This window comes from Aeromonas sp. (genome assembly GCF_051657805.1).
GTDB lineage: Bacteria > Pseudomonadota > Gammaproteobacteria > Enterobacterales > Aeromonadaceae > Aeromonas.
Genome location: NZ_JBOFLJ010000010.1, coordinates 122,461 through 145,756, shown reverse-complemented (window position 1 = coordinate 145,756; position 23,296 = coordinate 122,461). Strand labels below are relative to the sequence as shown.

Below are 23,296 nucleotides of genomic sequence, written 5' to 3'. Positions count from 1 at the left end.
CCCATATGAGCTGTCGCGATCTGCCCTCCTTTCTGCTGATGCACAACCCCATTCAGGGTTACGACTGGGGCAGTCATGACGCCCTCACCCGCCTGTTTGACATCCCTAACCCGGATGGCAAGCCCCAGGCCGAGCTGTGGATGGGCGCCCACCCCAACGGCTGCTCCGAAGTGACGATCGCAGGCTGTGCCCAGAAGCTCTCCGCCCTGATCGAGGCAGCCCCCGCCGCCCTGTTGGGTGAGGCCACCGTCGCCCGCTTCGCCAGCCTCCCCTTCCTGTTCAAGGTGTTGTGCGCCGAGAAGGCACTCTCCATCCAGGTGCATCCGAGCAAGGCCCAGGCCGAGGTCGGCTTCGCCAAGGAGGAAGCAGCCAGCATCCCCCTCAAGGCTGCCAATCGCAACTACAAGGATCCGAACCACAAGCCGGAGCTGGTATTTGCCCTCACCCCCTATCAGGCGATGAACGGTTTTCGCGCCATCCCCGCCATCCTGGCGCTGTTCGAGCGGGTCAATGCCTCTGCCCTCCGCGAGCTGACCGCGGCCCTCGCCGCCGATCAGACCGAGGCCGGGCTGCAGCACTTCTTCCACCAGCTGCTGGTATTGGAAGGGGCGCGCAAGGAGGAGGCCCTGGCCGCTCTGCTGGCCTATGCCGCCGCGCATCAGGACGAGGAGACCTTTGCGCTCGTCACCAGCCTGGCCGCCCAGTACCCGGGGGACGTGGGGCTCTTCTCGCCGCTGCTGCTGAACGTAGTGACCCTGCAGCCGGGTCAGGCCATGTATCTGGATGCCTGCACCCCCCACGCCTATGTGCGCGGTACCGGCCTCGAGATCATGGCGAACTCGGACAACGTGCTGCGCGCCGGGCTCACCCCCAAGTACATAGACGTGGCGGAGCTCCTCGATTGCACCCGCTGTGTGGCTAAACCGGATGACCTGATCCTGCTGGCCCCCCGCACCGAGGGAGCGGTGCAGCACTTCGATGTGCCGGTGCCGGACTTCACCTTCAGCGTCTATCCGGCCGGTGAACATGTACTCACCACCGCCAGCGCCGAGATCCTGTTTGCCATCGACGGCGACGTCCTGCTCAAGCAAGGGGACGAGACGCTGCGCCTCGTGAAGGGGCAATCCGCCTTCATCCCCGCCGCCACCGGCCACTATCAGCTGCAAGCCGAGGGCCGGGTCGCCCGCGCCGGCAACCGCTGCTAAGCAATGACGCCAGGCAGTGACCTGCCAAGCGCATAAAAAACGAGGGCCATCACGATGGCCCTCGTCGCATCTGGATTGCCAATGCGCCTGGTATTGGCGCGCGACCTCCGGCATACCATGCATGACTATCACGTTCTCCGAGTTGAGGGTCTCGGCGGAGGGGGCGAAGTTGAAGGAGCCGGTCTCGACCGTCTCGTCATCCACGATGATCGTCTTGTCGTGATGAAGGTGGTAGCAATCGTTGGTGCGAAGCGCCACCCCGCCGCGAGTCGCCTCTCTCATAGCCACCTGGCTCGCCTTGCCCTGATTGCGCTGCTTGTCAACCACCACCTGCACCTCGACCCCGCGTTGTTTCGCCGCGACCAGCGCCTGTACGATATCGGGGGCCTGAAAGGCGTAGGCGAGCATGTGGATGTGGTGCCTGGCGCTTCCTATGGTCGCCAGCACCAGGGCGCGGGCCGAGCCTTCCGGCGAGAAGCCGACCTGCACGCTGGGGGCCGCATACGCCACCAGCGGCAGGCAGAGCAGAGCCGCTGTTGTGATCTGTCTAAACATCTTCATCTTTTCACCTCGATGAGTCAGTCCAGCGCAGCCGCGTTGGCGAGCGTTTCCCTCACGGCTGCTGATTGGCCTGCCAATGTGCGCCTCCTTCTGACCCATGGCAAGCGCATCAGGCTGCCAGTCGCAGATGCATGAGAGAAGGGCGTGATCAGCGTCGCCCAAGCCTTCCTCTGCGGCCTGTCAGGGGCTTAGTCGCCTTTGATGGGAACCTGTCCTATGGTAGGATTTTCCGTCGGACATGGCCTGCCTTCATGGTCAGATCCGCCATCCCGAGCGAGCAGGTCATATAGGCCCCTCCATGCCGACATCCGGGGCCGAGGCGTCCCATAACTGATCCCTTGACCCTGCTCGTCACTCTCGCCGCTGCGCTCGACCATGACACTCCAGCGGCAAAAACCTGATGGCGCCAAGGCATTGGCACTCTGCAAGCGTGGTACGTCCCTGTGATGGTAGATAACAACTGGCTGGCGCCTGTCTGGACTCTGTTTCAACAACAACCCCTGGCCCAAGCCATCGGTCTTGCCGCCATGCTGGTCGGGATCAGCGCCTTCCGGCAGCGGGATGATGGGCGCTTTCGGCTGCGCCTCTGCCTCTATCAGGGGGCCATAGTCCTTCACTTCCTGCTGATGGGGGCGAACACGGCGGCCCTCAGCGCCGGTCTCAGCTGCGCACGTACCCTGGTCTCGGGGCGTACTCGCAGCCCCTGGGTCATGTCATTCTTCCTGGTGCTGGTCTGGGGACTCGGCATCCCGGGGATCAGCAGCCCGGTGCAGTGGCTGCCCATCATAGGGACCACCATAGGTACCTGGGGACTGTTTCGCGCCAAGGGCATAGGGCTGCGCCTCTCCATGTTGGCGGGCGGCCTGTGCTGGACCAGCCACAACATCCTCATCGGCTCCATCGGCGGCAGCCTGATCGAACTGAGCTTCCTCTTCGTCAACTGCCACACCATGTACCGCATGTGGCGCCAGCCGGTGCCAAGAGCCAGCTGACACACCGGATGACCCCCGCAGGGCGCAGAGACGAGCCAGGTGCATACGGCAGACACAATAGAAAACCCCCACCGTCCTCGCGGGCGGTGGGGGTTTTGATTATCGGCCAGATAGGTGGGCCCTTGGGGCCATCACCTGGCTAGTGTTCTGCCGTTTCCGGCTGGGGCGCCTCGGCGCGCTCCCGCTGCAGTTCATCGACCCTGGCCTGCCATTTGTCGTGGGCCTGTTTCTGGCCCTGTGATTCAAACTCCTGGCGCATGGTGTCGATCTCTTGGTCAAGTTTTTCCATCAGGATGTCTCCTTACATCTCGGGTTACACACTGGCTGACGGCACTGTTTGGCCAACCTGCTCCCTCGTTTCGACTGTGCTGTCTCTTCGAAGGTTCAGTGAAATTAACGATTGATTGTGGATAATTCAATCTAAAAATTGGTTATAAATGCAGAAGATAGGGTCATGCCCCACTCACAAACAGGGGTTGTGTTTTGCCAAACAGCTCACAGTTTACCCAGGGAGCAAGGCGCACAAATCTCCAGACCAAGCTTCACCTGCCACCCCATCAATTCTCCTGTCTCTTTCCAATCCATCTCCACAACAACTAATAACTAACTGTTTAAAAAGAAAATATTAATTTACTGACTGTCATCGTGAAGAGCACTCGAAATGCGAACCGGATCACAGCACCGTTGGGATGACACAAAACTCCAGTAAACGGCACATTTATCCGATTCCTGCCACAGGGCAATGGCGAAACAATAGGCCGGTCAAACACTTACCATCAGTATGGCTTCATGACTAAGCCAGGAGACAGTTATGCTCACCACCTTGATAGATGAAGGACTGATCTGCCTCGACCTTGCCGCCACCGACAAGCAGACCCTGTTTGTCGAACTGGCCACTCAGCTCAAGAACCGCGATAAAATCAGCGATCAGGATGCTTTCGTGCGCGATCTCTGGGCGCGGGAGAACCTCGGCAACACAGGATTCGAGCAGGGTGTCGCCCTGCCCCACGCCAAGAGCGAGGCGGTGTTGCAACCGGCCATCGTCGTCGGTATCAGCCGGCAGGGGATAGATTTTGGCGCCGAGGATGGCTTGCCCTCCCGCCTGTTCTTCATGATTGCCTCCCCCACCGGGGCCGCGAACCACCATATCGAGGTGCTGGCGGAGCTCTCCACCCGACTGCTGGAACCCGGCTTTATCCCGCAAATGCAGTCGGCTACCGGCAAGGCCGAGGTGCTGGCCCTGCTCTCGGGCAAGGGCGCAAGTAGCCAGCCCGTCCAGACCCATACCAGCACTCAAGCCGCCAAAAGCGCGCCCGAACCGCAGGATCGCAGCATCAAGGCCCAACTCAATACCCTGAAGCAACACCTGCTGTTTGGCACCTCCCACATGATCCCCTTCATCGTCGCGGGGGGCGTGCTGCTGTCGCTCTCTGTCATGCTGAGCGGCAAGGGCGCTGTGCCCGAGGCGGGCTTCCTGAAAGACATGGCCGACATGGGCATCGCCGGGCTCACCCTGTTCACCGCCGTGCTCGGCGGCTACATCGCCTACTCCATGGCGGACAAGCCGGGCCTGGCCCCCGGCATGATCGGTTCCTGGATTGCGGTGCAGCAGTTCCACACCGGTTTTCTCGGCGCCATCCTGGTGGGCTTTATTGCCGGGCTTATCGTCAATCAGCTCAAGCGCATAAAACTGCCGGACTCCATGAGTTCGCTGGGCTCCATCTTCATCTATCCGCTGATTGGCACCTTCCTGGTGTGCGGCATCGTCATGTGGGTCATAGGTGCACCCATCGCCGCCATGATGGAGGGGATGAACCACTGGCTCTCCAGCATGGCGGGCTCCGGCAAGGTAATGCTGGGCGCCATCCTGGGTGGCATGACGGCGTTCGACATGGGCGGCCCGGTCAACAAGGTCGCCACCCTGTTCGCCCAGACCCAGGTCAACACCCAGCCCTGGCTGATGGGGGGCGTCGGCATCGCCATCTGCGTACCGCCGCTCGGCATGGCACTCGCCACCCTGCTCTCCCCCAAGCGCTACAAGAAGGAGGAGCGTGAAGCGGGCAAGGCGGCCGCCATCATGGGCATGATCGGCATCAGCGAGGGGGCCATCCCGTTCGCCGCCGCCGATCCGGTACGGGTCATTCCGGCCATAGTCGCGGGCGGCATCGTCGGCAACATCACGGGCTTCATGATGCACAGCATCAACCATGCCCCCTGGGGTGGCTGGATAGTGCTGCCGGTGGTGGAGGGCAAGATGGGCTATATCCTGGGCACAGTGCTCGGCGCCCTGACCACGGCCCTTATCGTCAACCTACTGAAAAAACCGGTCACCGAAGAAGATGACGTGACCGTTGCCGACACCGACTACCAGGCCATCGAAGCGGAAGGAGAGGCAGACGTGCTCGCCATCACCGCCTGCCCCTCCGGCGTGGCCCATACCTTCCTCGCCGCCAAGAGCCTGCAAAAGGCGGCGGCCAAGGCGGGGATCAAGCTGAAGGTAGAGACCCAGGGCGCCAACGGCATCATCAACCGCATCACGGCCAAGGACGTGGCCAACGCCCGCTGCGTCATCCTGGCCCACGACGTTGCCATCAAAAACAAGGAGCGCTTCACCAATATCGAGATAATCGATGTCAAGACGAAGGATGCTATCCACAATCCAGATGGGTTGCTGACCCGCACCCAGTCTGGCGGCAGCAAGGTGGCCTGATAAACCCATGTGAGTGCGATAACTCGTTGAGATGAAAAGGGGCCCCAAGGCCCCTTTTGTATTGCTGGCGGGGCTAAGTGCACCGCTGCACTTGAACCTCCGAATAAGGGCTCTCCCGCTTCCCCTCTTTTTTGGTAATGGGCTGGGAGTGGAGGCATGGGGAAAGAGATACCAGGCTTGCCACACCGCACCACCAAGGTTGTCGTTTGTGGCCCATTTTCGTACTATTGCCCACCACCGCGAATAACCTTATCTGGCCCCCACACCAAGGGGTATCCCAGACCCATAACGGATAGCCCCCCGATATGAAGATCCTGACCTACTGCTCGGCACTGGCGATGACGCTAGCCGCTTTTCCTTCCCTCGCCTCCGGCGATGGTGACGGATGCAGCTTCTGGCTCGCAGATTGCCCTATGCCCACCTACCCGCTCTATTTCAACGAGAACGACACCAAGGGCAATCTGCTGATGCTGCTGGCCGATCAACAGCAACTTCCCCTCCCCTTCACGCTGCCGGACGATCCGCTGAACGAGCGCGACAAGGCGCTCTTTTCCCTGACTCGGCTACCACTGCCAGACGAGTTGGAAAACCCGGCGCTGCGCGAGCAACTAGGCAGCCGGCTGACCGCCTATGATCCGTCGCTCCCTTCGCTGCTCGAACACTATGCTGGCCGCGACTCTCTGTACGGGCACGCCATCTCCAACTCGCTCCAGTCGGTCAGCGCGTTTCTCGATGCCCTCGAACAGAGCGAAGTGCCGCTCCAGGAGCGAATGCCACTGCTGCGAACCCGTCTGCAGATCCTCGGCCAGCAAGAGGAAACGCAAGCGACCACTGCCGAGATGAGTGCAGCAGCCAAAGAATGGCGGGACTATCTGCACGCTGCCCAGCGCTTCTACGACGGTCAATTTGACGAGGCCCGTGCTGGCTTTGCCGCCTTGCAGACGGCCAAATCACCCTGGGTGGCTGAGACGGCGACCTATATGGTGATGCGCACCTATCTCAATCTGGCGATGAAGGATGCAAAAGGCGAGTACGGCGATGAGGATGTAGCCAAGAGCGACAAGGCAGCCCTCGGCAACGCCATGAAGCAGGGTCAGGCCTATCTCTCTGCATACCCGCAAGGCCACTATGCCAGCTCAGCCAAGGGGCTGTTCAGACGCATCAACTGGATGTCCGGGGATCTGTCTGCGCTGCGCGACACCTATGGCGAGGCCATGGCATCCACCAGAACCTTGCCAAAACTGGAAGCGTTGGTGAACGAAATCGACCTCTCCCTGCTCAGCGCCGATGCCTATCGCAACCAGCCTGCCTATCAGGATCCGGCCCAGCCTGAGCTGCTGTTTGTCAATGCCCTGCGCGGCCTGAGACCTGCCTATGAACGTCAGCGCAACTGGCAAGATGCACAGCTTGATAGCGCCATCCTGCAACTGAGAACCGCAGGTAAACCGGAGCAGGCGACTTATCTCCAGGCCTACGCCCTGCTCCTGGGCAAGCAGTTTGAGCAGGTGTTGACCCTGTTGCCTGAGTCGCAGGAGCAGGATGCCTCGACACTGGCTTTCAGCCGCCAGATGCTGCGTATCTGGGCCCTGCAGGGGATCAAGGCCTTTGACAAGGCCGAGCAGGCCCTGATGGCGCTAGTGGCAGCTCCTCTCAACAAGGCCCAGCAGGCTTTCGTGCAAAATGTGCTGGCCGATCAGTGGGTACGTACCGGCAACACGGCGGCCATCTTCAATAAAGAGAGCCCCATCACCCAGTTGCGCATCCGTGCAGCCGTGCTCAAGCAGGACGCTCAACCAGCCCTGTTGCGCCAGCAAGCCAAGCTGGGGCCCAGCACGGCGGAGCGGCAAATTGCGCTGCATACCCTGCTGGTACGGGATCTCATCGCCAATGACCATACCACCTTCTTGCAGGATATCGCCCTCATCCCTGCCGATTACAAAGAGGTCATCCCTCCCGCCGACGCCCCCTGGCAGCCTGTGCCCAATGGCGATGTGCGCCTCTCTGCGTTCAAATGGAGTGGAGAAGGCACGCCCGAGGGCTACCACTGCCGGGATCTGACCCAGACCCTGGATACCCTGGTGCAGCGTCCCCAGGATGGCCATGCCCTCAACTGCCTGGGCGAGTACTTGCGCAACCGGGATCCTCATATCGACCTGTGGCAGGATCGCGAGCTAATCTGGGGGCTCCAACAGGAAGAGAATACCACTGCGCCGAGTAGACTCGCGCTCTATCAGGCCGTCATGGCGAACCCCAAGGCCGAACCCGAAGACAAGAGCTATGCCCTCTATCGCGCCATCCAGTGCTATGCCCCCTCGGGTTACAATGGTTGCGACAATCAGGAGATCCCCAAGAGTACCCGGCAAGCCTGGTTCAATACCCTCAAGCAGCGCTATGGTAACTCGGTATGGGCCAACTCCCTCAAATACTACTGGTGACCAAGGGACGCCATGCAACTCTGACTCTGCTGGCTGTCCTGCTATCGACACTGGCCACCCCGCTTCAGGCCGGTGTCGATGCCAATGCCTATCACGGGTTCTGGCTATGGTCTGCAACCCGCTATCAGCCGGTCCTGGCGCAGGCGACCAGCCTCTATCTGCATCAGGGGGAGATATTGGGCAGGCCCTCCGGCCCCCGTTTTGTCAAACTGGGGCGGGCCCCCTTCCCCATCCAGGCCGAGCAGCTCTGGCTGGTGGTGCGCGTCAACACCCTTCCGCTATCCAGGGATCACGAAAAGGTGCTGGTACGGTTGTATGAGCGCTGGCGCAAAACAGGCGCCCCAGTGACTGGCATTCAGATCGATTTCGATGCGGCGACCCATCAGCTGGGCCGCTACGCCGACGCCTTGCAACAGTTGCGGCGCGTGCTGCCGCCAGAGTGTCAACTCAGCGTGACGGGCCTGCTCGACTGGGCGAAAACGGGCGAGGTGGCACAGCTCAATCGCCTGCCCGTAGATGAGCTGGTGATCCAGACCTATCAGGGAAAACAGACGGTTCCAGGCTACGCCACCTATCTGCCCGCCATGATGCGGCTAACAATCCCGTTCAAGGTGGGGCTGGTGCAAGGCGGCGAGTGGGATGCATCCTGGCAGGCAAGGCTTGCCACCTCCCCCCACTATCGGGGGGAAGTGGTCTTCTTGCTCAATCAGTAGCTGTAGCGCAAAGAAATAGCCTTACACCATCTCTCCCAGGGCGCCGATCAGGGCGTCCAGCCCCTTGTCGAGCTTCTTGCGCGAGCAGCCGACGTTGAGGCGGATAAAGCCGCGCCCCTCGGGGCCATAGGTATCGCCACGCATGATGGCGACTCGGTATTTCTCCACCAGCAGGGTTTGCAGGGCATCCATCTTCTCGGTCGTGTCGATGCCAAGCCCGCTCAAGTCTATCCAGGCGAGATAGGTGCCCTCGGGCACCCGATAGTCGATGGCGGGGAAGGCACCGTTGAGCCGATTGGCCACCTGGCTCAAGTTGTCATGCAGGTGACTTTTCAGGGCCTCCAGCCAGGCATCTCCGTCGTGATAGGCGCTGATATGGGCCAGCACCCCGAGGATGGGGGGGGACGAGAGACCGTGGGCGGCCTTGAGGCGGTGCAGATAATCGGCGCGCGCCGCTGCATCCGGAATAAAGGCGTAGGCGCCGCCGAGGGCCGGGATGTTAAAGGACTTGGAACCCGAACTCACCAGGGCCCAGCCATCGTCCATGGCCACCTCGCTCCAGGGGGTGTAGGGGGCGAAGCTCATGTCCATGTGGATATCATCCGAGATGACCCTCACTCCGTGGCGCTGGCTGATGGCGGCCATGCGAGAGAGCTCGTCCCGTGTCCAGACCCGGCCCGTGGGGTTGTGGGGGTTACAGAGCAGCAGAACGCGGCAATCCGGACGGGCCGCCAGGCGCTCGAAGCCGTCCCAGTCGATGTGATAACTCCCCTCCCGCTTTACCAGCGGACAGGAGAGCAGCACGCGATCGTTGGCGCCGAGCATATTGCCGAAGGCGTCGTAGGCCGGGGTGTGCACCAGCACCCCCTCGCCGGGGGCGGACCAGAGGCAGACAAGCTGGGCGATGATATAGATGACGGAAGGGCCGTAAACCAGAGTATCTGCGTCCAATTCGGCGCCATAACGGCGGGCAAACCAATTGCAGATGACCTCCTTGAAGTCGTCGTGATTCCAGCGGCTGTAGCCAAAGACCCCGTGTTCCAGCCGTTTGGCCAGAGCCGCGCGAATGCAGGGGGCCGTCTCGAGATCCATGTCGGAGATGGTAAAGGGGAGCAGGTCTGCATGGCCGAAGCGGTCCGCCACATAGTCCCACTGGGTGCAGTAGGTGCCGTGGCGGTCGACCTCTTGCTCGAAGTCATAAATCTGATGCATGGGGTTTGATTCTCCATCGATGCGGCGAATAACCGGAAGGAAGAGACAAGGGGGCCTCGGCCCCCCTGTCGTGATTGTCGGTTCGCACTCAGGCGCCCATCAGGCTCTGCAGCTGGTTTTTCACCAGATGGACCTGGGGCCCTATCACCACCTGCAGGTTGTGCTCGTCGAGCTTGATCACCCCGATGGCGCCGTTGGCCTTGAGCAGCTTGTCATCGACCCGGCTCATGTCCTGCACCGACATCCGCAGCCGGGTGATGCAGTTATCCAGCGCCAGTATGTTGTCGGCACCCCCCAGGGCATTGAGGATGATCTCGCCGTTGTAACCGCTGCTGCCCGCCTTCTTGCCGGCCGGTTGCGGCGCGTCGTTGCTCTCGATCTCGCGGCCCGGGGTTTTGAGGTTGAAGCGCACTATGGCGAAGCGGAACACCCCGTAGTAGATGGCGAACCAGATGGCGGCCGCCACCGGCACCAGGTACCACTTGGTGCCGGTGCCCTGCAGCACGCCGAATACCAGGAAATCGATGAGGTTGCCGTCTGTGTTGCCTATGGTGACCCCGAGCAGCCCCATGGTCATGAAGCCGAGACCGGTCAGGATGGCGTGGATGACGTAGAGCACGGGGGCGACGAACAGGAACAGGAACTCGAGCGGCTCGGTGATGCCGCCGATGACGCAGGCGACGACCCCTGAGACCAGTAGCGCCTTGATCTTGCCGCGATTCTCCGGACGGGCGCAGTGATACATGGCGAGGGCCGCGCCCGGCAGGCCGCCGAGGAAGGCCGGCATCTTGCCCTGGGAGAGGAAGGAGGTGGCAGACACCGAGAACTGGGTGGTATCGGCGCAGGAGAGCTCGGAGTAGAAGATGTTGAGCGCCCCGCTCACCTCGTTGCCGCAGACCAGCTGGGTACCACCGGCCTCGGTGAAGCGAATGAGCGCCACCAGGATGTGATGCAGACCGAGGGGCAGCAGCAGCCGTTCACCGGTACCGAACAGGAAGGGACCGAAGGGGCCGGCGTGGGAGATGACGGCGCCGATGCCGTTGATACCGGCGGCAAACCAGGGCCAGACCAGGGGCACCACCAGACCGACCACCCCCAGCACGATGGCGGTGATGATGGGCACGAAACGGGCGCCGCCGAAGAAGGCCAGGGCATCCGGCATCTTGTAGGTGTAGAAGCGGGCGTGGAGCTTGGCGACGATGACCCCGACTATGATGGCCCCCAAGATCCCGGTGTCGATGGAGCTGATACCGAGGATGGATTTCACCCCGTAGGCCTTCTCCGCCGCCGCGTCGCCGATGACGTTCGCCACGGTCAGATAGAAGTTGATGGAGAGGTTCAGGGCCGCATAACCGACGAAACCGGCGAAGGCCGCCACCCCCTTCTCTTCACGGGCGAGGCCGAGGGGAATGGCGACGGCGAACATCACCGGCAGGTAGATGAAGGCCACCAGCCCCACCTTGGTCATCCAGAGGAACAGCAATTGCAACACGGTATGATCGAGGAAGGGCATGCTCTGCTTCACCGCATCGCTGGTGAGTGAGCTACCGACACCGAGCAGGATACCGGAGAAGGCGAGCAGGGCGACCGGCAGCATAAAGGTCTTGCCGAGGCTCTGCAGGAACTCCCAGATCGTGGATTTGGCGGGGGACTTGGCCATCTGTCTAATCCTTGTGAAGTGAAGGTCAGGTCCTGTGCCTCCCCTGCGCCTATCCGTCACAAGCGCTGGACGGAGGAAGAGGGATCGCATCAGGTTTTGCGGATGATAAAACGTTTTATCAACTCAAAATCCGCGACAAGATCACAATTTCACCGCCATAAACGCCACCGTCGCCAGATCTGTGAGGCAGATCCCTCCCCGCGTGCTGTAACGTTTTACTCCCCTCCTGGTGCGGGTATGCTGTGCCTATCGGCTCTCCTTATCGTCCCATGCCCTCGCCTATGTCGCTCAAACCGCTACCATCCAAGAATGCCAAGATCACCGACGTGGCCCAGCTGGCGGGGGTCTCGGTCACCACCGTCTCCATGGTGCTGCGGGGCAAGGGGCGCATCTCCCCGGCTACCGCAGAGCGGGTGCAACAGGCCATCAGCCAACTCGATTATGTGCCCAACAGCGCCGCCGCCAACCTGCGCAGCCAACACTCCAACCTGGTGGGGCTGATCCTGCGAGACATCACGGATCCCTTCTATACCGAGGTGACCGCCGGGGTGAGCGAGGTGCTGGAGCAGCAGGGTTATCTGCTGTTTCTGACCCAGTGTGGCCACAGCCCGGAGCGGCTGCAGCAGAGCATCCAGTCCCTGTCGCGCCAGGGGGTGGCCGGCATCATCTTCAACCCAGTGCGCGGCGCGGCCGCCAAGACGCTGCAGACCCTGCTCGACTCCCAGCTGCCCGTGGTGTGCGCCGCCCGCTCCTACTACCGCGACGACGTGGATTTTATCGGCCCGGACAACACCCATGCCGCCAAGCAAGCCGCCACCTACCTCATCGAGCAGGGCCATCGCCATATCGCCTACGTCGGCGGGCGGGCGGACTCCCTCACCCGGGCCGAGCGGATCGGCGGCTACTGCGCCAGCCTGCTGCAATACGGATTGCCGTTCAAACCCGAGTGGGTGCTGGAGTGCGATCGCACCCAGCGCAGCGCCGCCGACACCATAGCCCAGCTGCTGCACCAGCATCCCAAGGTGACCGCCATTCTCTGCCACTATCCCGAGGTGGCCCTCGGCGGCATCTACGGGGTGGAGGCGAGCGGGCGCACCGTGGGCAAGGACAACTACATAGGCCAGCAGGTGGCCCTGCTCGGCTTTGACGACATCGCCGAGGCCGAACTCACCTTCCCCGCCCTCACCTTCGTCGACTCCCCGGCCCGGGAGATTGGCCGCCAGGCCGCCCGCCGTCTGCTGACCCGCATGCAGCAACCCGAGCTCGCCCCCAACCGCCATATCATCACCCCCAGCCTGCAGAAACGGGAGTCGGCATAAGATCCCCGTGTGCAGCCGCTCGGCCGCGCAACCACGGGTTCCGTCATCGGGTAGTGTTATCTGCGACCTGTCAGCGCATATAAGCGCCAGAGCCTGGATCTTCCCCCCGCATGGGGAGGGCGTTTCATCAGCGTTAGGAGCGCCAAGGGGGGAAGAATATGATGGGCCAGCCCCCCACCCAGTTAATGAGCCCGGATCAAGATGAGTACCCAGAGCAGAGAGCAACAGCAGACAGAGCCGCAGAGCGAGATCCATCCCTGCGACCAGTGCGGCGAGCGAACCCGCCATCTGGTGGTGCTGGTCGCCCGCGACCACAGCCAGGACATCATGCCCAAGGATCCACGCAAGGCCTTCTGGCAAGCTTTTCGTGCCAGTAGCATCACCAACGCGGTATTCGGTGACAAGCTCGCCTATCTGGACCCCAATGTGAGGTATCTTATCTGCGAGCGCTGCGGCGAAACATTTCTCGAGCGCTGAGTCACGTGGCCGCCCCCATGGTGCGTGGCTGTGAGAGAGGCCCCGAAACAGGTGGAGTACCAACATGGCATACCAGATTGCCCCATCCAGGCAACGAAGTGAGACGAAGATGGAATATCACGAGGTCGATACAGGCGAACTGCCCATGGCACTGCTGCTGGAAGCGGATCCAGCCAAGCAGCGCATCGATGCCTATCTGGCCGGCTCCTGGGGCTTTGCCGCCAGAGAGGGGAATGAGGTGATAGGTGCCTGCGTAGCTGGCCTGATTGGGGAGCGAACGGCCGAGATCTTCAATATCGCCGTGGCCCCATCCCACCAGCAAAGAGGCATAGGCTCAGGGCTGCTGCACTTCGTACTGACGAGCCTGGCCGGGAAAGGGGTATACCGCATCGAGCTCGGTACCGGCAGCTTCGGCCACCAGCTAACCTACTACCAGCGCCACGGCTTTCGCGTCGATGCCGTCGTGAAGGATCACTTCCTTACCCACTACCCGGAGCCCCTGATGGAGCACGGCATCCAGCACAAGGACATGCTGCGGCTATCCCTTACTCTGGAACCCACAATCTCGGCCCCGAGCGGCGAGTAACCTGCTAGCACGGGTACCGCTAGGTGGCAGCCAATATATCCTCCTTATTAAGTAATTTATTGATCTGCTGTCAGATATTAAAAATTTTCTGTTTTACATCACCCCCTCCTTGATTACCATGCATCAGTTATCAACCATGTTTCGTTCGGAGGAGCGTTGTCGACATGGCAACCAGACCACCAAACTGCTATTTCCTCCCGTTACATCGCCGGTTAACAGCAGCAGAGTGGAGGCTGTCGTCCAGGGGCGGTAGCGTGTCAGCAAGAAATTGGAGCCAGTCATAACTTTCTCGCGACAGTCCAATCACGTTTCGCTAAGCGTAACAACAACGATTAGATCACCAAGCCTAAAAAATTATCTGGATAAAATAAGAATGGGACATAGAAAAGAATTAATATGTGTGGCCTCCGGGATCATCAATTCATTTTCCAGTAGAAACAACGATATAGATGGATATTGGGGGTTAGGCAAGCTTTACAAAGCTATTGAGCTTGCAGAGTCAAAAATAGTTTCTATTAATTTAATTACCAAAGTCGCCACCCCAGATATAGATGAATCAAAGATCATATGTCTATCATCCTCAGAGAGGCTTATTAAAATATTAAAAAGTAAGAATATCCCTATCCACTGGATAATTTCTGCCACGATCACATCTGAATTTGAAGCCAAATATCACCATAACCATCATTTCTGGCATTGTGCTCTTGGTAAACCTTGCAACCTAACTTGTACTATCGTTGATGACATGGGGAATAATCATATAGCCAAAGCATATGTTAACTGCTTACCACACAATCCACATAAAGAATTGAGAAGCATAAGGAGACATAACATTTAAAAATACGTCAATGTGCTCACAACTTTAAACATCAAGAAAAGACATTATGAGAACAAGCGTGATTTACTTATTATTTCTCCTCGGATTATTCAGCTGAGTCTCATTTGGTGCTGAATCAGGATCTCAACCACAACCTCGGAAAGAGGACTATCCAGCACCAGCTGTATATCAAGGTAAGCCAGCCAAGCTTTCACTAGACTCCGAATTAGCCAGAACATTCCGCACCCGACTTACCGCAGCATTGTCACAAAAGCCAGTATATGCTGGTGAATATGTACTAACAGGTTGGGGATGCGGTTCATCACGTTGTTATAATCAAGTCCTTGTCAACAAGCGCACGGGTAAGGTACTGGATACGGTATTTAATGCTTATAGCTCATATGATGTAAGTGATGATTCTGATACCCGTGTGGGAGAATGGATAGAGTCTCCCCAGATTGATAGCCGCCTTCTTATAACGACCAAGGTTGAGAATAGTAACGATGATACATCATTTATTTACCACACCAATTATTACATTATTGATAAAAACCAGCTCACGCTCATAAAAACGGTCCAAGACAGTAAGTAAACTACGCAAGCAACACTTTACAAAAATTCAAGTGGTAGAATAAATCAACATGAAATTCCTTATCATCACAACTTTATTACTATGCATCTCCATCTCTGCAAGAGCAGACTCCACATTTATAATTGACGGAGTAAATATAGAGATTAAAAAAGAAGATGAATGCTTTTACTTACTAACAGCAGGAAAAGAAAAGCAACAACTTAAATGTATTGATGATAACTTGGAATCTGACATTATCATACGGGACTTCAACTTTGATGGTTACAAAGATATCGCCATTACTAACTCTCTCGGCATGGTAAATAATATTTTTTATGTATTCTTATATGACCATGTAAGTGCAGCATTTAAAGAACTAAAAATTGCAGACTCGAAGACACCGACATCTGCCTGTGGGGACCTCTACAACCTTGCTATTCGATTAGATGATCTGTCTTTGGTCAGCTCTTGTCGCTCTGGTCCCGTCTGGTATTACGATACATATCGATATAATGCCAAAGGTACACTCTGGCTATATAAAGCAACAGAGTATCAGATCCAAAACTCCGAGATTGATACTTTCCCTCTTTACGAGCACACATTTAATCAGAAGGGAGGGAAACTGGACACCGTTGCGGTTGACTTTGATGGCAAAAAAATTCTCTGGTCAGTCACATCCGAGAAAGTGTTTCTCTACTTATCACCTGAAAAAACATCAAAGACTAAAGCCTATCTTATTCATAATGACAAAGTAGAAATTCTCGAGCAGAAAGATGACTGGATTAAGATTCGGTTTGCCTCCAGAAAAGGTCCTCTTATCCGCTGGCTTTATCTTCCAGAAGCAATAGCCAAAAGTTAACCTGCAAACTTGAACATCCAAGCACACTCAGACATTCGCGTCATCAACTCGGTAGGGTGCAATAAGCGCAACGCATTGCATCTCTACCTTTTCTGCCATCAAAAAAGCGGTGCTGCGTTTATTGCACCTGATGGCTAACGACTTTTCTCCACCTTTCCCCTGCTTGTTTCCCCCCTCAACTCCTCCATTACCGCCATTTATGTGCGTTGGCTCACATCCAGAAACCTCCTCTTACCTCACAAATTTATAGAGATGCAGCTCCTCTCGTCCAGGTGAGGGCAGGCTACATGGCCGATAAGCATCAACACGGCAATTCTCAATCAGTTGATTTTTAACTATAAAAAATCACTCACTGGTTCAGTCCAGGTCCGCTTTGTCAGCTGGTCTACTGTGAGATCGGGGTCACACTCAAGGTGATAGCGCACAAAAATCCAGTATTTCGCAGTTTTGTCCGATAGGGAGAAGGTTGCGCGCCCACCATAATAGGAGGGTCAAATTTGTCTGCATGTCCCGGGATAGCACCTCATAGTGGTCAACTACACCGGGAAACGATGCCAACAGGCTCCAGCGAGGAGCGGGGAGAACACCATGATCACCACCCTTATCAACGAGCAGCTGATCGCGCTCGATTTAAAGGCCAGTCGCAAGGAGGAGGTCTTCAGCGAGATGGCCCATCTGCTGGCGGCGCAAGGCAAGGTCAGCGACGAGCAGCAGTTCATCACGGACTTGTGGGCCCGGGAAGAGCTGGATAACACCGGCTTCGAGGAAGGGGTGGCCCTGCCCCACGCCAAGAGCGCGGCGGTGAGCACCCCGGCGGTGGCCATCGGCATCAGCCGCGCCGGCATCGATTACGGCGCCGAGGATGGCAAGCCGTCCCGCCTGTTCTTCATGATTGCCTCCCCGGCGGGCGGCGCCAATCACCATATCGAGGTGCTGGCCGAACTCTCCGCCAAGCTGATCGAAGAGGGCTTTATCGACGCCCTGCTGGCCGCCAAAACCCCGGCCGAGGCGCTGGCGCTCCTGCTCGAGAAGAAAGAAGAGGCGGTGGCCGCACCGGCCGCCGACAAGGGCCTCATCATAGGCGTCACCGGCTGTCCGGCCGGTATCGCCCACACCTATCTGGCTGCGGAATCCCTGGAGCGCGCCGCCAAGGAGCTGGGCTACGAGGTGAAGGTGGAGACCAACGGCTCCATCGGCGTCAAGAACAGCCCGACCGCGGCCGAAATAGCCCGCGCCAGCGCCATCGTGGTGGCCTGCGACAAGCAGGTGGACATGGCCCGCTTCAACGGCAAGCCGCTGATCAAGACCGGCGTCAAGGCGCCCATCAAGGATGGCAAGGGGCTGATCGAGCAGGCCCTCAAGGCCCCCGCCTATGTGGCGGACAAGGATGAGCGCAAGAGCGAGGAGAAGAGCGCCGGCGGCACGTCAGACCTTTACCGCTACCTGATGAACGGCGTTTCCCACATGATCCCCTTCGTGGTCACCGGGGGCTTGTTGATCGCCCTGGCACTCGCCATCGGCGGGGATCCGACCCCGAGCGGCATGCAGATCCCGGCAGGGAGCATGTGGAACCAGATCCTCAACGTGGGCGTCGCCGCCTTCACCCTGATGATCCCCATTCTGGCGGGCTACATCGCCTACGCCATCGGTGATCGCCCGGCCCTGGCCCCCGGCTTTATCGGCGGCTGGATCGCCAACAACGGCAGCTTCTACGGCGCCGACGCCGGTACCGGCTTCATCGGTGCCATCATTGCAGGCCTGCTGGTCGGTTATCTGGTGCGCTGGATTGCCACCCGCCAGTACCACAAGATGGTGCAGCCTCTGGTGCCGATCCTCATCGCCCCCATCGTCGGGTCGCTGTTTATCGCCGCCGTCTTCATCTTCATCATCGGCGCCCCCATCGCCGACATGATGACGGGCCTGAACGCCATGCTGCTCTCCATGAGCGGCGGCAGCCTGGTCCTGCTCGGTATAGTGCTCGGTGGCATGGCTGGCTTTGACATGGGTGGCCCGGTCAACAAGGTGGCCTTCCTGTTCTCCGTGGGCATGATTGCCTCCGGCCAGACCCAGTTCATGGGCGCCATGGCCTGCGCCATCCCGGCCGCGCCGCTCGGCATGTCGCTCGCCACCGTGCTCGGCCGCAAGCTCGGCATCTTCGATGCCACCGAGATCGAAGCGGGCAAGGCCGCCGGCGCCATGGGCCTGGTGGGGATCTCCGAGGGTGCCATTCCGTTCGCCGCCCGTGACCCGCTCGCCGTCATTCCGGCCAACATGCTGGGCAGCATGACCGCCGCCGTCATGGCCTTCTTGTTTGGCATCACCAACAGCGTGGCCCACGGTGGTCCCATCGTCGCCCTGCTCGGCGCGGTCAACAAGCCGTTGCTGGCCCTGCTCTGCATGATCTGTGGCGCCGTGGTCACCGGCGTGGTGGCGGTTGCCCTGAAGAAACTGAGGATGAAGAAGACGGACGAGAGCGCGCTGGCCAAGGCCGCCTGAGCCCCTCCTCACTACAAAATGCGAAGAGGCCACCCCGGGGTGGCCTCTTCCTGTTTCTGCTTTCTGCATTTGGCTTGTTGCCCGGCGCAGTGCCTGTTCCTAGGTCCCCCTCACCCGCTCGTTTCCTCCCCAACCGCTCCACCTTGCCGTGATCCCCTTCACAGTTCGGGGACGGATCCCGCCAAACTAGGAAATTTTCCTACCCCCCCTAGGGATGGCTCTCACGCCATGGCGAACGGCCCTCATTACAGTCGACCCACCTGATGCAGTGATCCGCCCCGCGGGGTCGGACACAGGTTCAACGGGCAGGAGAGCGAGACAAGAGTCCACCCTGCCGCCTTTTCGTGGCGTGACCTCCCAACGCGGGCCGACTCATCGGCCGCCAACCGGCCGGGGCCGCAGCGAAAATACCGTCTATTCGCAGAGGAAGAACGAAGATGTTGAAACTGCTCGAACAGGTCCGGGTCCCCACCCTGGACCTGCCGGTCGAAGCCCGGCGCAAGCTCTGGTTCAAGCCCTTTATGCAATCCTATCTGGTGGTCTTCATCGGCTACCTGACCATGTATCTGATCCGCAAGAACTTCAACATTGCGCAGAACGACATGATCCAGGAGTACGGTCTCTCCATGACCGAGCTCGGCATGATCGGCCTTGGCTTCTCCATCACCTACGGGGTGGGCAAGACCATCGTCTCCTACTACGCCGACGGCAAGAACACCAAGCAGTTCCTGCCGCTGATGCTGATCCTCTCCGCCCTGTGCATGCTGGGCTTCAGCGCCAGCATGGGGGGCACGGGCTTCAGCCTCTACTTCATGATCTTCTTCTATGCCCTGAGCGGCTTCTTCCAGAGCTGTGGCGGCTCCTGCAGCTACTCCACCATCACCAAGTGGACCCCTCGCAACAAGCGCGGCACCTACCTCGGCATGTGGAACCTCTCCCACAACGTGGGGGGCGCCGGTGCCGCCGGGGTGGCGCTGTTCGGTGCCAACTACCTGTTCGACGGCAACGTGCTCGGCATGTTCATCTTCCCCTCCATCATCGCCCTCATCGTCGGCTTCGTGGGCCTGCGTTTTGGCAGCGATTCGCCGGAATCCTACGGCCTCGGCAAGGTGGAGGAGCTGTTTGACGAAGTGGCGAGCGAAGAGGATGTCGCCACCGAGGAGCAGAAGCTCACCAAGTGGCAGATCTTCGTGAAATACGTGCTGATGAACAAGGTGATCTGGCTGCTCTGCTTCGCCAACATCTTCCTCTATGTGGTGCGCATCGGCATCGACCAGTGGTCCACCGTCTACGCCCACCAGGAGCTCGGCTTCTCCAAGGACGTGGCCATTCAGGGCTTCACCTTCTTCGAAGTGGGCGCCCTGGTCGGCACCCTGATGTGGGGTTATCTCTCGGATCTGGCGAACGGTCGCCGCGGCCTGGTGGCCTGCGTGGCCCTGGCGCTCATCATCGCCACCCTGGGGCTCTACCAGCACGCCACCACCCAGTTCATGTTCCTGGGCTCTCTCTTCCTGCTGGGCTTCCTGGTGTTCGGCCCGCAGCTGCTGATCGGCGTCGCCGCCGTGGGCTTCGTCCCGAAGCAGGGCATCAGCGTGGCCGACGGGGTCAAGGGCACCTTCGCCTACCTCATCGGTGACAGCTTCGCCAAGCTGGGCCTTGGCATGATCGCCGACGGCACCCCCATCTTCGGCCTGACCGGCTGGGACGGCACCTTCGCGGCGCTGGACATGGCCGCCGCCGCCTGCCTGGTGTTGATGGCCTGCGTGGCCGTGGCCGAGGAGCGCAAGATCCGCCGCATCAAGCGCGACATGAAGGCCGCTGAACTGGCGACCCAATCCGCCTGATAACCAAGTTTCACTCCGTTGTGTGCATTCGGCTCGCCTCTGGCGGGCCGTTTTTTATGGTGCAGCCATCGCCTTCAAATGGCGCCATGCCTTGCCCAAAGTGGCGCCAGAGCGCCGCCAAGATCCCACTTTTGCGGCCCCCCTTTGGCAAAACCGTCCCCTTGGCGCTATTGTGTTGCCCCACCCGAATTTGCCGTGAGAGCCCATGAAGATCCTCGCCGTCACCGCCTGCCCCACCGGCATAGCCCACACCTACATGGCCGCCGAGGCGCTGCAAAAAGCCGCCGACAAGCTGGGACTCAAGATCAAGGTCGAGACCCAGGGGGCCATGGGGCTGGAGAACGTGCTGACCGCCCGGGACATCGCCGGCGCGGAGCTGGTGCTCATCGCCTCCGACATCGAGATCGAGCAGAAGGAGCGCTTCGCCGGCTGCCCCCTGCGCCAGGTATCGCTGGAATCCGTGCTGCTGGACGCCGCCGCCGTGCTCAAAGCCGCCACCGCGGGCGCCTGATGCTCAGCCGCGAGCTCACCTTCTGCTGTCGTCAGGGCCTGACCATCACCCAGGCCAAGCAGCTCTGCCGACTGGCGGGACTGTTCAAGTCCCATGTCCAGCTCGTCAATGTGACTCGCCGCCAGAGCGTGGGGGCGGCCAATCAGCTCGCCTTGCTCACCCTGGCCACCCAGCCCGGGGATCTCTGCCAGTTGCAGATAGAGGGGCTGGACGCGGAGCTCGCCCACATGGCCTTCACCTGCTGGTGCGGGGAACTGGGCCAACCCCTGGGTAGACCCTGCACCTCGCTTCAGGCCGAGCAGCGCCTGTGCCAGCGCCAGCCCGATTATTGCTTCACCCAGTCCCAGCTCGGTCACGCCAGCGTTCCCCTCGACAAGGCCCTGGCGCTGAGGGTGTTGGTGGATCTGCTGCCCGCCGAGCTGGTGCGAGACAGGCCGGCGCTGGAGCAGGCCATCAACGAGCGGGAGCGACTCGCCCCCACCATCATACGGCCAGGCCTCGCCATGCCCCACGTGATCAGCCCCGCCATCCGCCAGCCTTCCCTCTCGCTGCTCAGCTGCGCCGAGCCCATCGAGTGGGGCTCGGCCCTCGGGCCGGTGGAAGCCATCATCTTGCTGGCGATCCCGGCCGGGCTCGCCCCCGAGCAACTGCGCCCCCTCACCCGGTTGGCCCGCGCCCTGATGGACGAGGTGGTGAGCACGGCCCTGCTCAAGGCCGGCACGGCACCCGCCCGCCAGGCCATCGTCATCGACGCCCTGCTCAGCTGAGCACTCAGGCCCCACGCTCCCGTTCATCCCCACGTCAACCCCCTGTGTTACAATCCCCCATCCCCTGTTTTTGGTATGCCTGCGATGAAACCAAGCCGTCCCCGTCTCTCCCTCTCCGCCCGCCCTAGCGGCACTGACCGCGCCGCCAAGATGGCCACGGTCACGCCAAGGGTGCGCGCCGGGAACAGCGAGCGCAAACCCGAGGTAGCGCCGGCGGATCGCAAGCTGCTGCTGCTGAACAAGCCCTACATGGTGCTCTGCCAGTTCACCGACGAAGGGGGACGCGAGACCCTCAAGGATTACATCTCTGAGCCCGGCATCTATGCCGCCGGCCGGCTGGACCGCGACAGCGAAGGGCTCTTGCTGCTCACCAACGACGGCAAGCTGCAGGCCCGTCTCACCCAGCCGGGGGAGAAGACCCCCAAGACCTACTGGGTGCAGGTGGAAGGAATACCGAGTGAAGAGTCCCTAGCCAGCCTGCGGGCCGGGGTGGAACTGAACGACGGCATGACCCTGCCCGCCGGGGCGCGGATCATGGAAGAGCCTGTTGTGTGGCCGCGCAACCCGCCCATCCGCGAGCGCAAGGAGATCCCCACCCGTTGGCTCGAGATCAAGATAGTGGAGGGGCGCAACCGCCAGGTGCGGCGCATGACCGCCCATATCGGTCACCCCACCTTGCGCCTCATCCGCTACGCCATCGGGGAGTGGACCCTCGACGGTCTGGCCCCCGGCCAGAGCCGCGCCCTGCCCGCCCCCGAACTAGCGGTGCTCCCGCGTGCCGGCACCCCTCACCGAGGAGACAAGGCAGCGGGACCTGCTGATCGCTCATCCAAAAACCACGGTCAGCATGGTACCAAACCAAGTCCCACCCGGCCCCTGGCCGGCAAGCCCCGCAGCCCGGGCCGTGGCACGGCCCGTCGCCCGGCTCGCAGCGGCAACGGCCAGTCCTGAATAACAGCAAGCGACAAGGAGTCCTTATGACAGATCATCCCCCCCTGCTGAGTCGCCTGACGGTGGCTGCCCTGGTGCACTGGCAGGGCCGCTTCCTGCTGGTGGAAGAGGAGATTGCGGGGCGGCGCCGCTTCAATCAGCCCGCCGGCCATGTGGAACCGGGTGAAGATCTCATCCAGGCCGCCTGCCGCGAGCTGAAGGAGGAGACGGGTCTGACCGCGCCTCCCACCACCTGGCTCGGGGTCTATCTCTACAAGCCGGCGGACAGCGAGGCCACCTTCGTGCGCACCGCCGTCATCTTCGACCTTGAAAAGGCGCCGGGCCGGCACCATCCAGAGGATCCCGACGGGGACGTGCTGGCCTGCCACTGGCTCACCCTGGACGAGATAGCCGAGTGCAAGCCGGCCTTGCGAAGCCCATTGGTGTGGCAGTGCATCCAGGATTATCTGGGGGGTACTCGACTGCCTCTATCCGCACTCAAGGCCTTTATATGAGGCCATTTGGCACCTATTTAGCCTCGGCGGATAGGACGATAGAAAAACGATTTCCTGTCGCGACTCTTCATGGAAAGCCGCACGCAGTGAGATGTGACCGGGGGCGCAAAACTCTG

At 60.3% G+C, this 23,296-nt stretch carries 19 protein-coding genes and 1 pseudogene; 16 read left to right on the top strand and 4 right to left on the bottom strand.

All coding sequences use genetic code 11. From position 1 onward, the window contains the following. Positions 1–5 precede the first annotated feature (5 nt). Positions 6–1,205, top strand: a complete 1,200-nt coding sequence (gene manA / locus ACRCYW_RS03380; protein WP_438548762.1) for a mannose-6-phosphate isomerase, class I — start codon at positions 6–8, stop codon at positions 1,203–1,205. Between the two features lie 138 nt (positions 1,206–1,343). Here the strand turns inward: manA and ACRCYW_RS03375 are convergent. Then, positions 1,344–1,613 (bottom strand): annotated as a pseudogene (locus ACRCYW_RS03375) (phospholipase D-like domain-containing protein); the annotation flags it as partial. A gap of 599 nt (positions 1,614–2,212) precedes the next feature. Here ACRCYW_RS03375 and ACRCYW_RS03370 point away from each other — a divergent pair. Next, entirely contained in the window at positions 2,213–2,758 is a 546-nt protein-coding gene (locus ACRCYW_RS03370; RefSeq protein ID WP_438549022.1) for a YgjV family protein, read from the top strand. A gap of 139 nt (positions 2,759–2,897) precedes the next feature. Here ACRCYW_RS03370 and ACRCYW_RS03365 read toward each other — a convergent pair whose 3' ends face one another. Continuing rightward, complete coding sequence (locus ACRCYW_RS03365; RefSeq protein WP_438548761.1) at positions 2,898–3,047, bottom strand: hypothetical protein; 150 nt, start codon at positions 3,045–3,047, stop codon at positions 2,898–2,900. Positions 3,048–3,569: 522 nt separating this feature from the next. Between ACRCYW_RS03365 and ACRCYW_RS03360 the strand changes: the two genes are divergently transcribed. The 3 genes from ACRCYW_RS03360 (at position 3,570) to ACRCYW_RS03350 (ending at position 8,616) form a co-directional block, all read left to right on the top strand. Beyond that, on the top strand, positions 3,570–5,468 hold the full coding sequence (locus ACRCYW_RS03360) for a PTS fructose transporter subunit EIIC (RefSeq protein WP_438548760.1): 1,899 nt from the start codon (positions 3,570–3,572) through the stop codon (positions 5,466–5,468). A 305-nt stretch (positions 5,469–5,773) separates the two neighbouring features. Next, entirely contained in the window at positions 5,774–7,903 is a 2,130-nt protein-coding gene (locus ACRCYW_RS03355) for a hypothetical protein (RefSeq protein ID WP_438548759.1), read from the top strand. Continuing rightward, a complete protein-coding gene (locus ACRCYW_RS03350) occupies positions 7,873–8,616 on the top strand; it encodes a DUF3142 domain-containing protein (protein WP_438548758.1) in 744 nt (247 codons plus the stop codon). The genes ACRCYW_RS03355 and ACRCYW_RS03350 overlap by 31 nt, the downstream gene beginning before the upstream one ends. Positions 8,617–8,637: 21 nt before the next feature. Here the strand turns inward: ACRCYW_RS03350 and ACRCYW_RS03345 are convergent, their stop codons facing one another. Then, complete coding sequence (locus ACRCYW_RS03345) at positions 8,638–9,828, bottom strand: MalY/PatB family protein (RefSeq protein ID WP_438548757.1); 1,191 nt, start codon at positions 9,826–9,828, stop codon at positions 8,638–8,640. Positions 9,829–9,916: 88 nt separating this feature from the next. Next, positions 9,917–11,488, bottom strand: coding sequence for a maltose/glucose-specific PTS transporter subunit IIBC (malX, locus tag ACRCYW_RS03340; protein WP_438548756.1), 1,572 nt, complete (start codon positions 11,486–11,488; stop codon positions 9,917–9,919). A 281-nt stretch (positions 11,489–11,769) separates the two neighbouring features. Here malX and ACRCYW_RS03335 point away from each other — a divergent pair, with 281 nt between their 5' ends. The 11 genes from ACRCYW_RS03335 (at position 11,770) to ACRCYW_RS03285 (ending at position 23,180) form a co-directional block, all read left to right on the top strand. Then, on the top strand, positions 11,770–12,807 hold the full coding sequence (locus tag ACRCYW_RS03335) for a Mal regulon transcriptional regulator MalI (protein WP_100859637.1): 1,038 nt from the start codon (positions 11,770–11,772) through the stop codon (positions 12,805–12,807). A gap of 201 nt (positions 12,808–13,008) precedes the next feature. Next, on the top strand, positions 13,009–13,284 hold the full coding sequence (locus ACRCYW_RS03330; RefSeq protein ID WP_438548755.1) for a hypothetical protein: 276 nt from the start codon (positions 13,009–13,011) through the stop codon (positions 13,282–13,284). Positions 13,285–13,393: 109 nt separating this feature from the next. Next, complete coding sequence (locus ACRCYW_RS03325) at positions 13,394–13,870, top strand: GNAT family N-acetyltransferase (RefSeq protein ID WP_438548754.1); 477 nt, start codon at positions 13,394–13,396, stop codon at positions 13,868–13,870. Positions 13,871–14,243: 373 nt separating this feature from the next. After that, entirely contained in the window at positions 14,244–14,708 is a 465-nt protein-coding gene (locus ACRCYW_RS03320; RefSeq protein WP_438548753.1) for a hypothetical protein, read from the top strand. 620 nt (positions 14,709–15,328) lie between these two features. Beyond that, positions 15,329–16,117 (top strand): XAC2610-related protein, encoded by a 789-nt coding sequence (locus tag ACRCYW_RS03315; protein ID WP_438548752.1) that lies wholly within the window; start codon positions 15,329–15,331, stop codon positions 16,115–16,117. Positions 16,118–16,705: 588 nt separating this feature from the next. Then, entirely contained in the window at positions 16,706–18,613 is a 1,908-nt protein-coding gene (locus ACRCYW_RS03310) for a PTS fructose transporter subunit IIABC (protein ID WP_438548751.1), read from the top strand. 437 nt (positions 18,614–19,050) lie between these two features. Beyond that, positions 19,051–20,457, top strand: coding sequence for a hexose-6-phosphate:phosphate antiporter (gene uhpT, locus ACRCYW_RS03305; RefSeq protein ID WP_438548750.1), 1,407 nt, complete (start codon positions 19,051–19,053; stop codon positions 20,455–20,457). 205 nt (positions 20,458–20,662) lie between these two features. Continuing rightward, entirely contained in the window at positions 20,663–20,968 is a 306-nt protein-coding gene (locus tag ACRCYW_RS03300; RefSeq protein ID WP_438548749.1) for a PTS fructose transporter subunit IIB, read from the top strand. After that, the gene (locus ACRCYW_RS03295) at positions 20,968–21,735 is read left to right on the top strand and encodes a PTS sugar transporter subunit IIA (RefSeq protein WP_438548748.1); all 768 of its coding nucleotides are present in this window, start codon (positions 20,968–20,970) and stop codon (positions 21,733–21,735) included. Before ACRCYW_RS03300 ends, ACRCYW_RS03295 begins: the two co-directional genes overlap by 1 nt. A gap of 150 nt (positions 21,736–21,885) precedes the next feature. Beyond that, positions 21,886–22,686 carry a pseudouridine synthase gene (locus tag ACRCYW_RS03290; RefSeq protein WP_438549021.1) on the top strand — a complete coding sequence of 267 codons (801 nt, stop codon included), beginning with the start codon at positions 21,886–21,888 and terminating at the stop codon, positions 22,684–22,686. A gap of 26 nt (positions 22,687–22,712) precedes the next feature. After that, positions 22,713–23,180, top strand: coding sequence for an NUDIX hydrolase (locus ACRCYW_RS03285; RefSeq protein WP_438548747.1), 468 nt, complete (start codon positions 22,713–22,715; stop codon positions 23,178–23,180). The last annotated feature ends 116 nt before the right edge of the window (positions 23,181–23,296 follow it).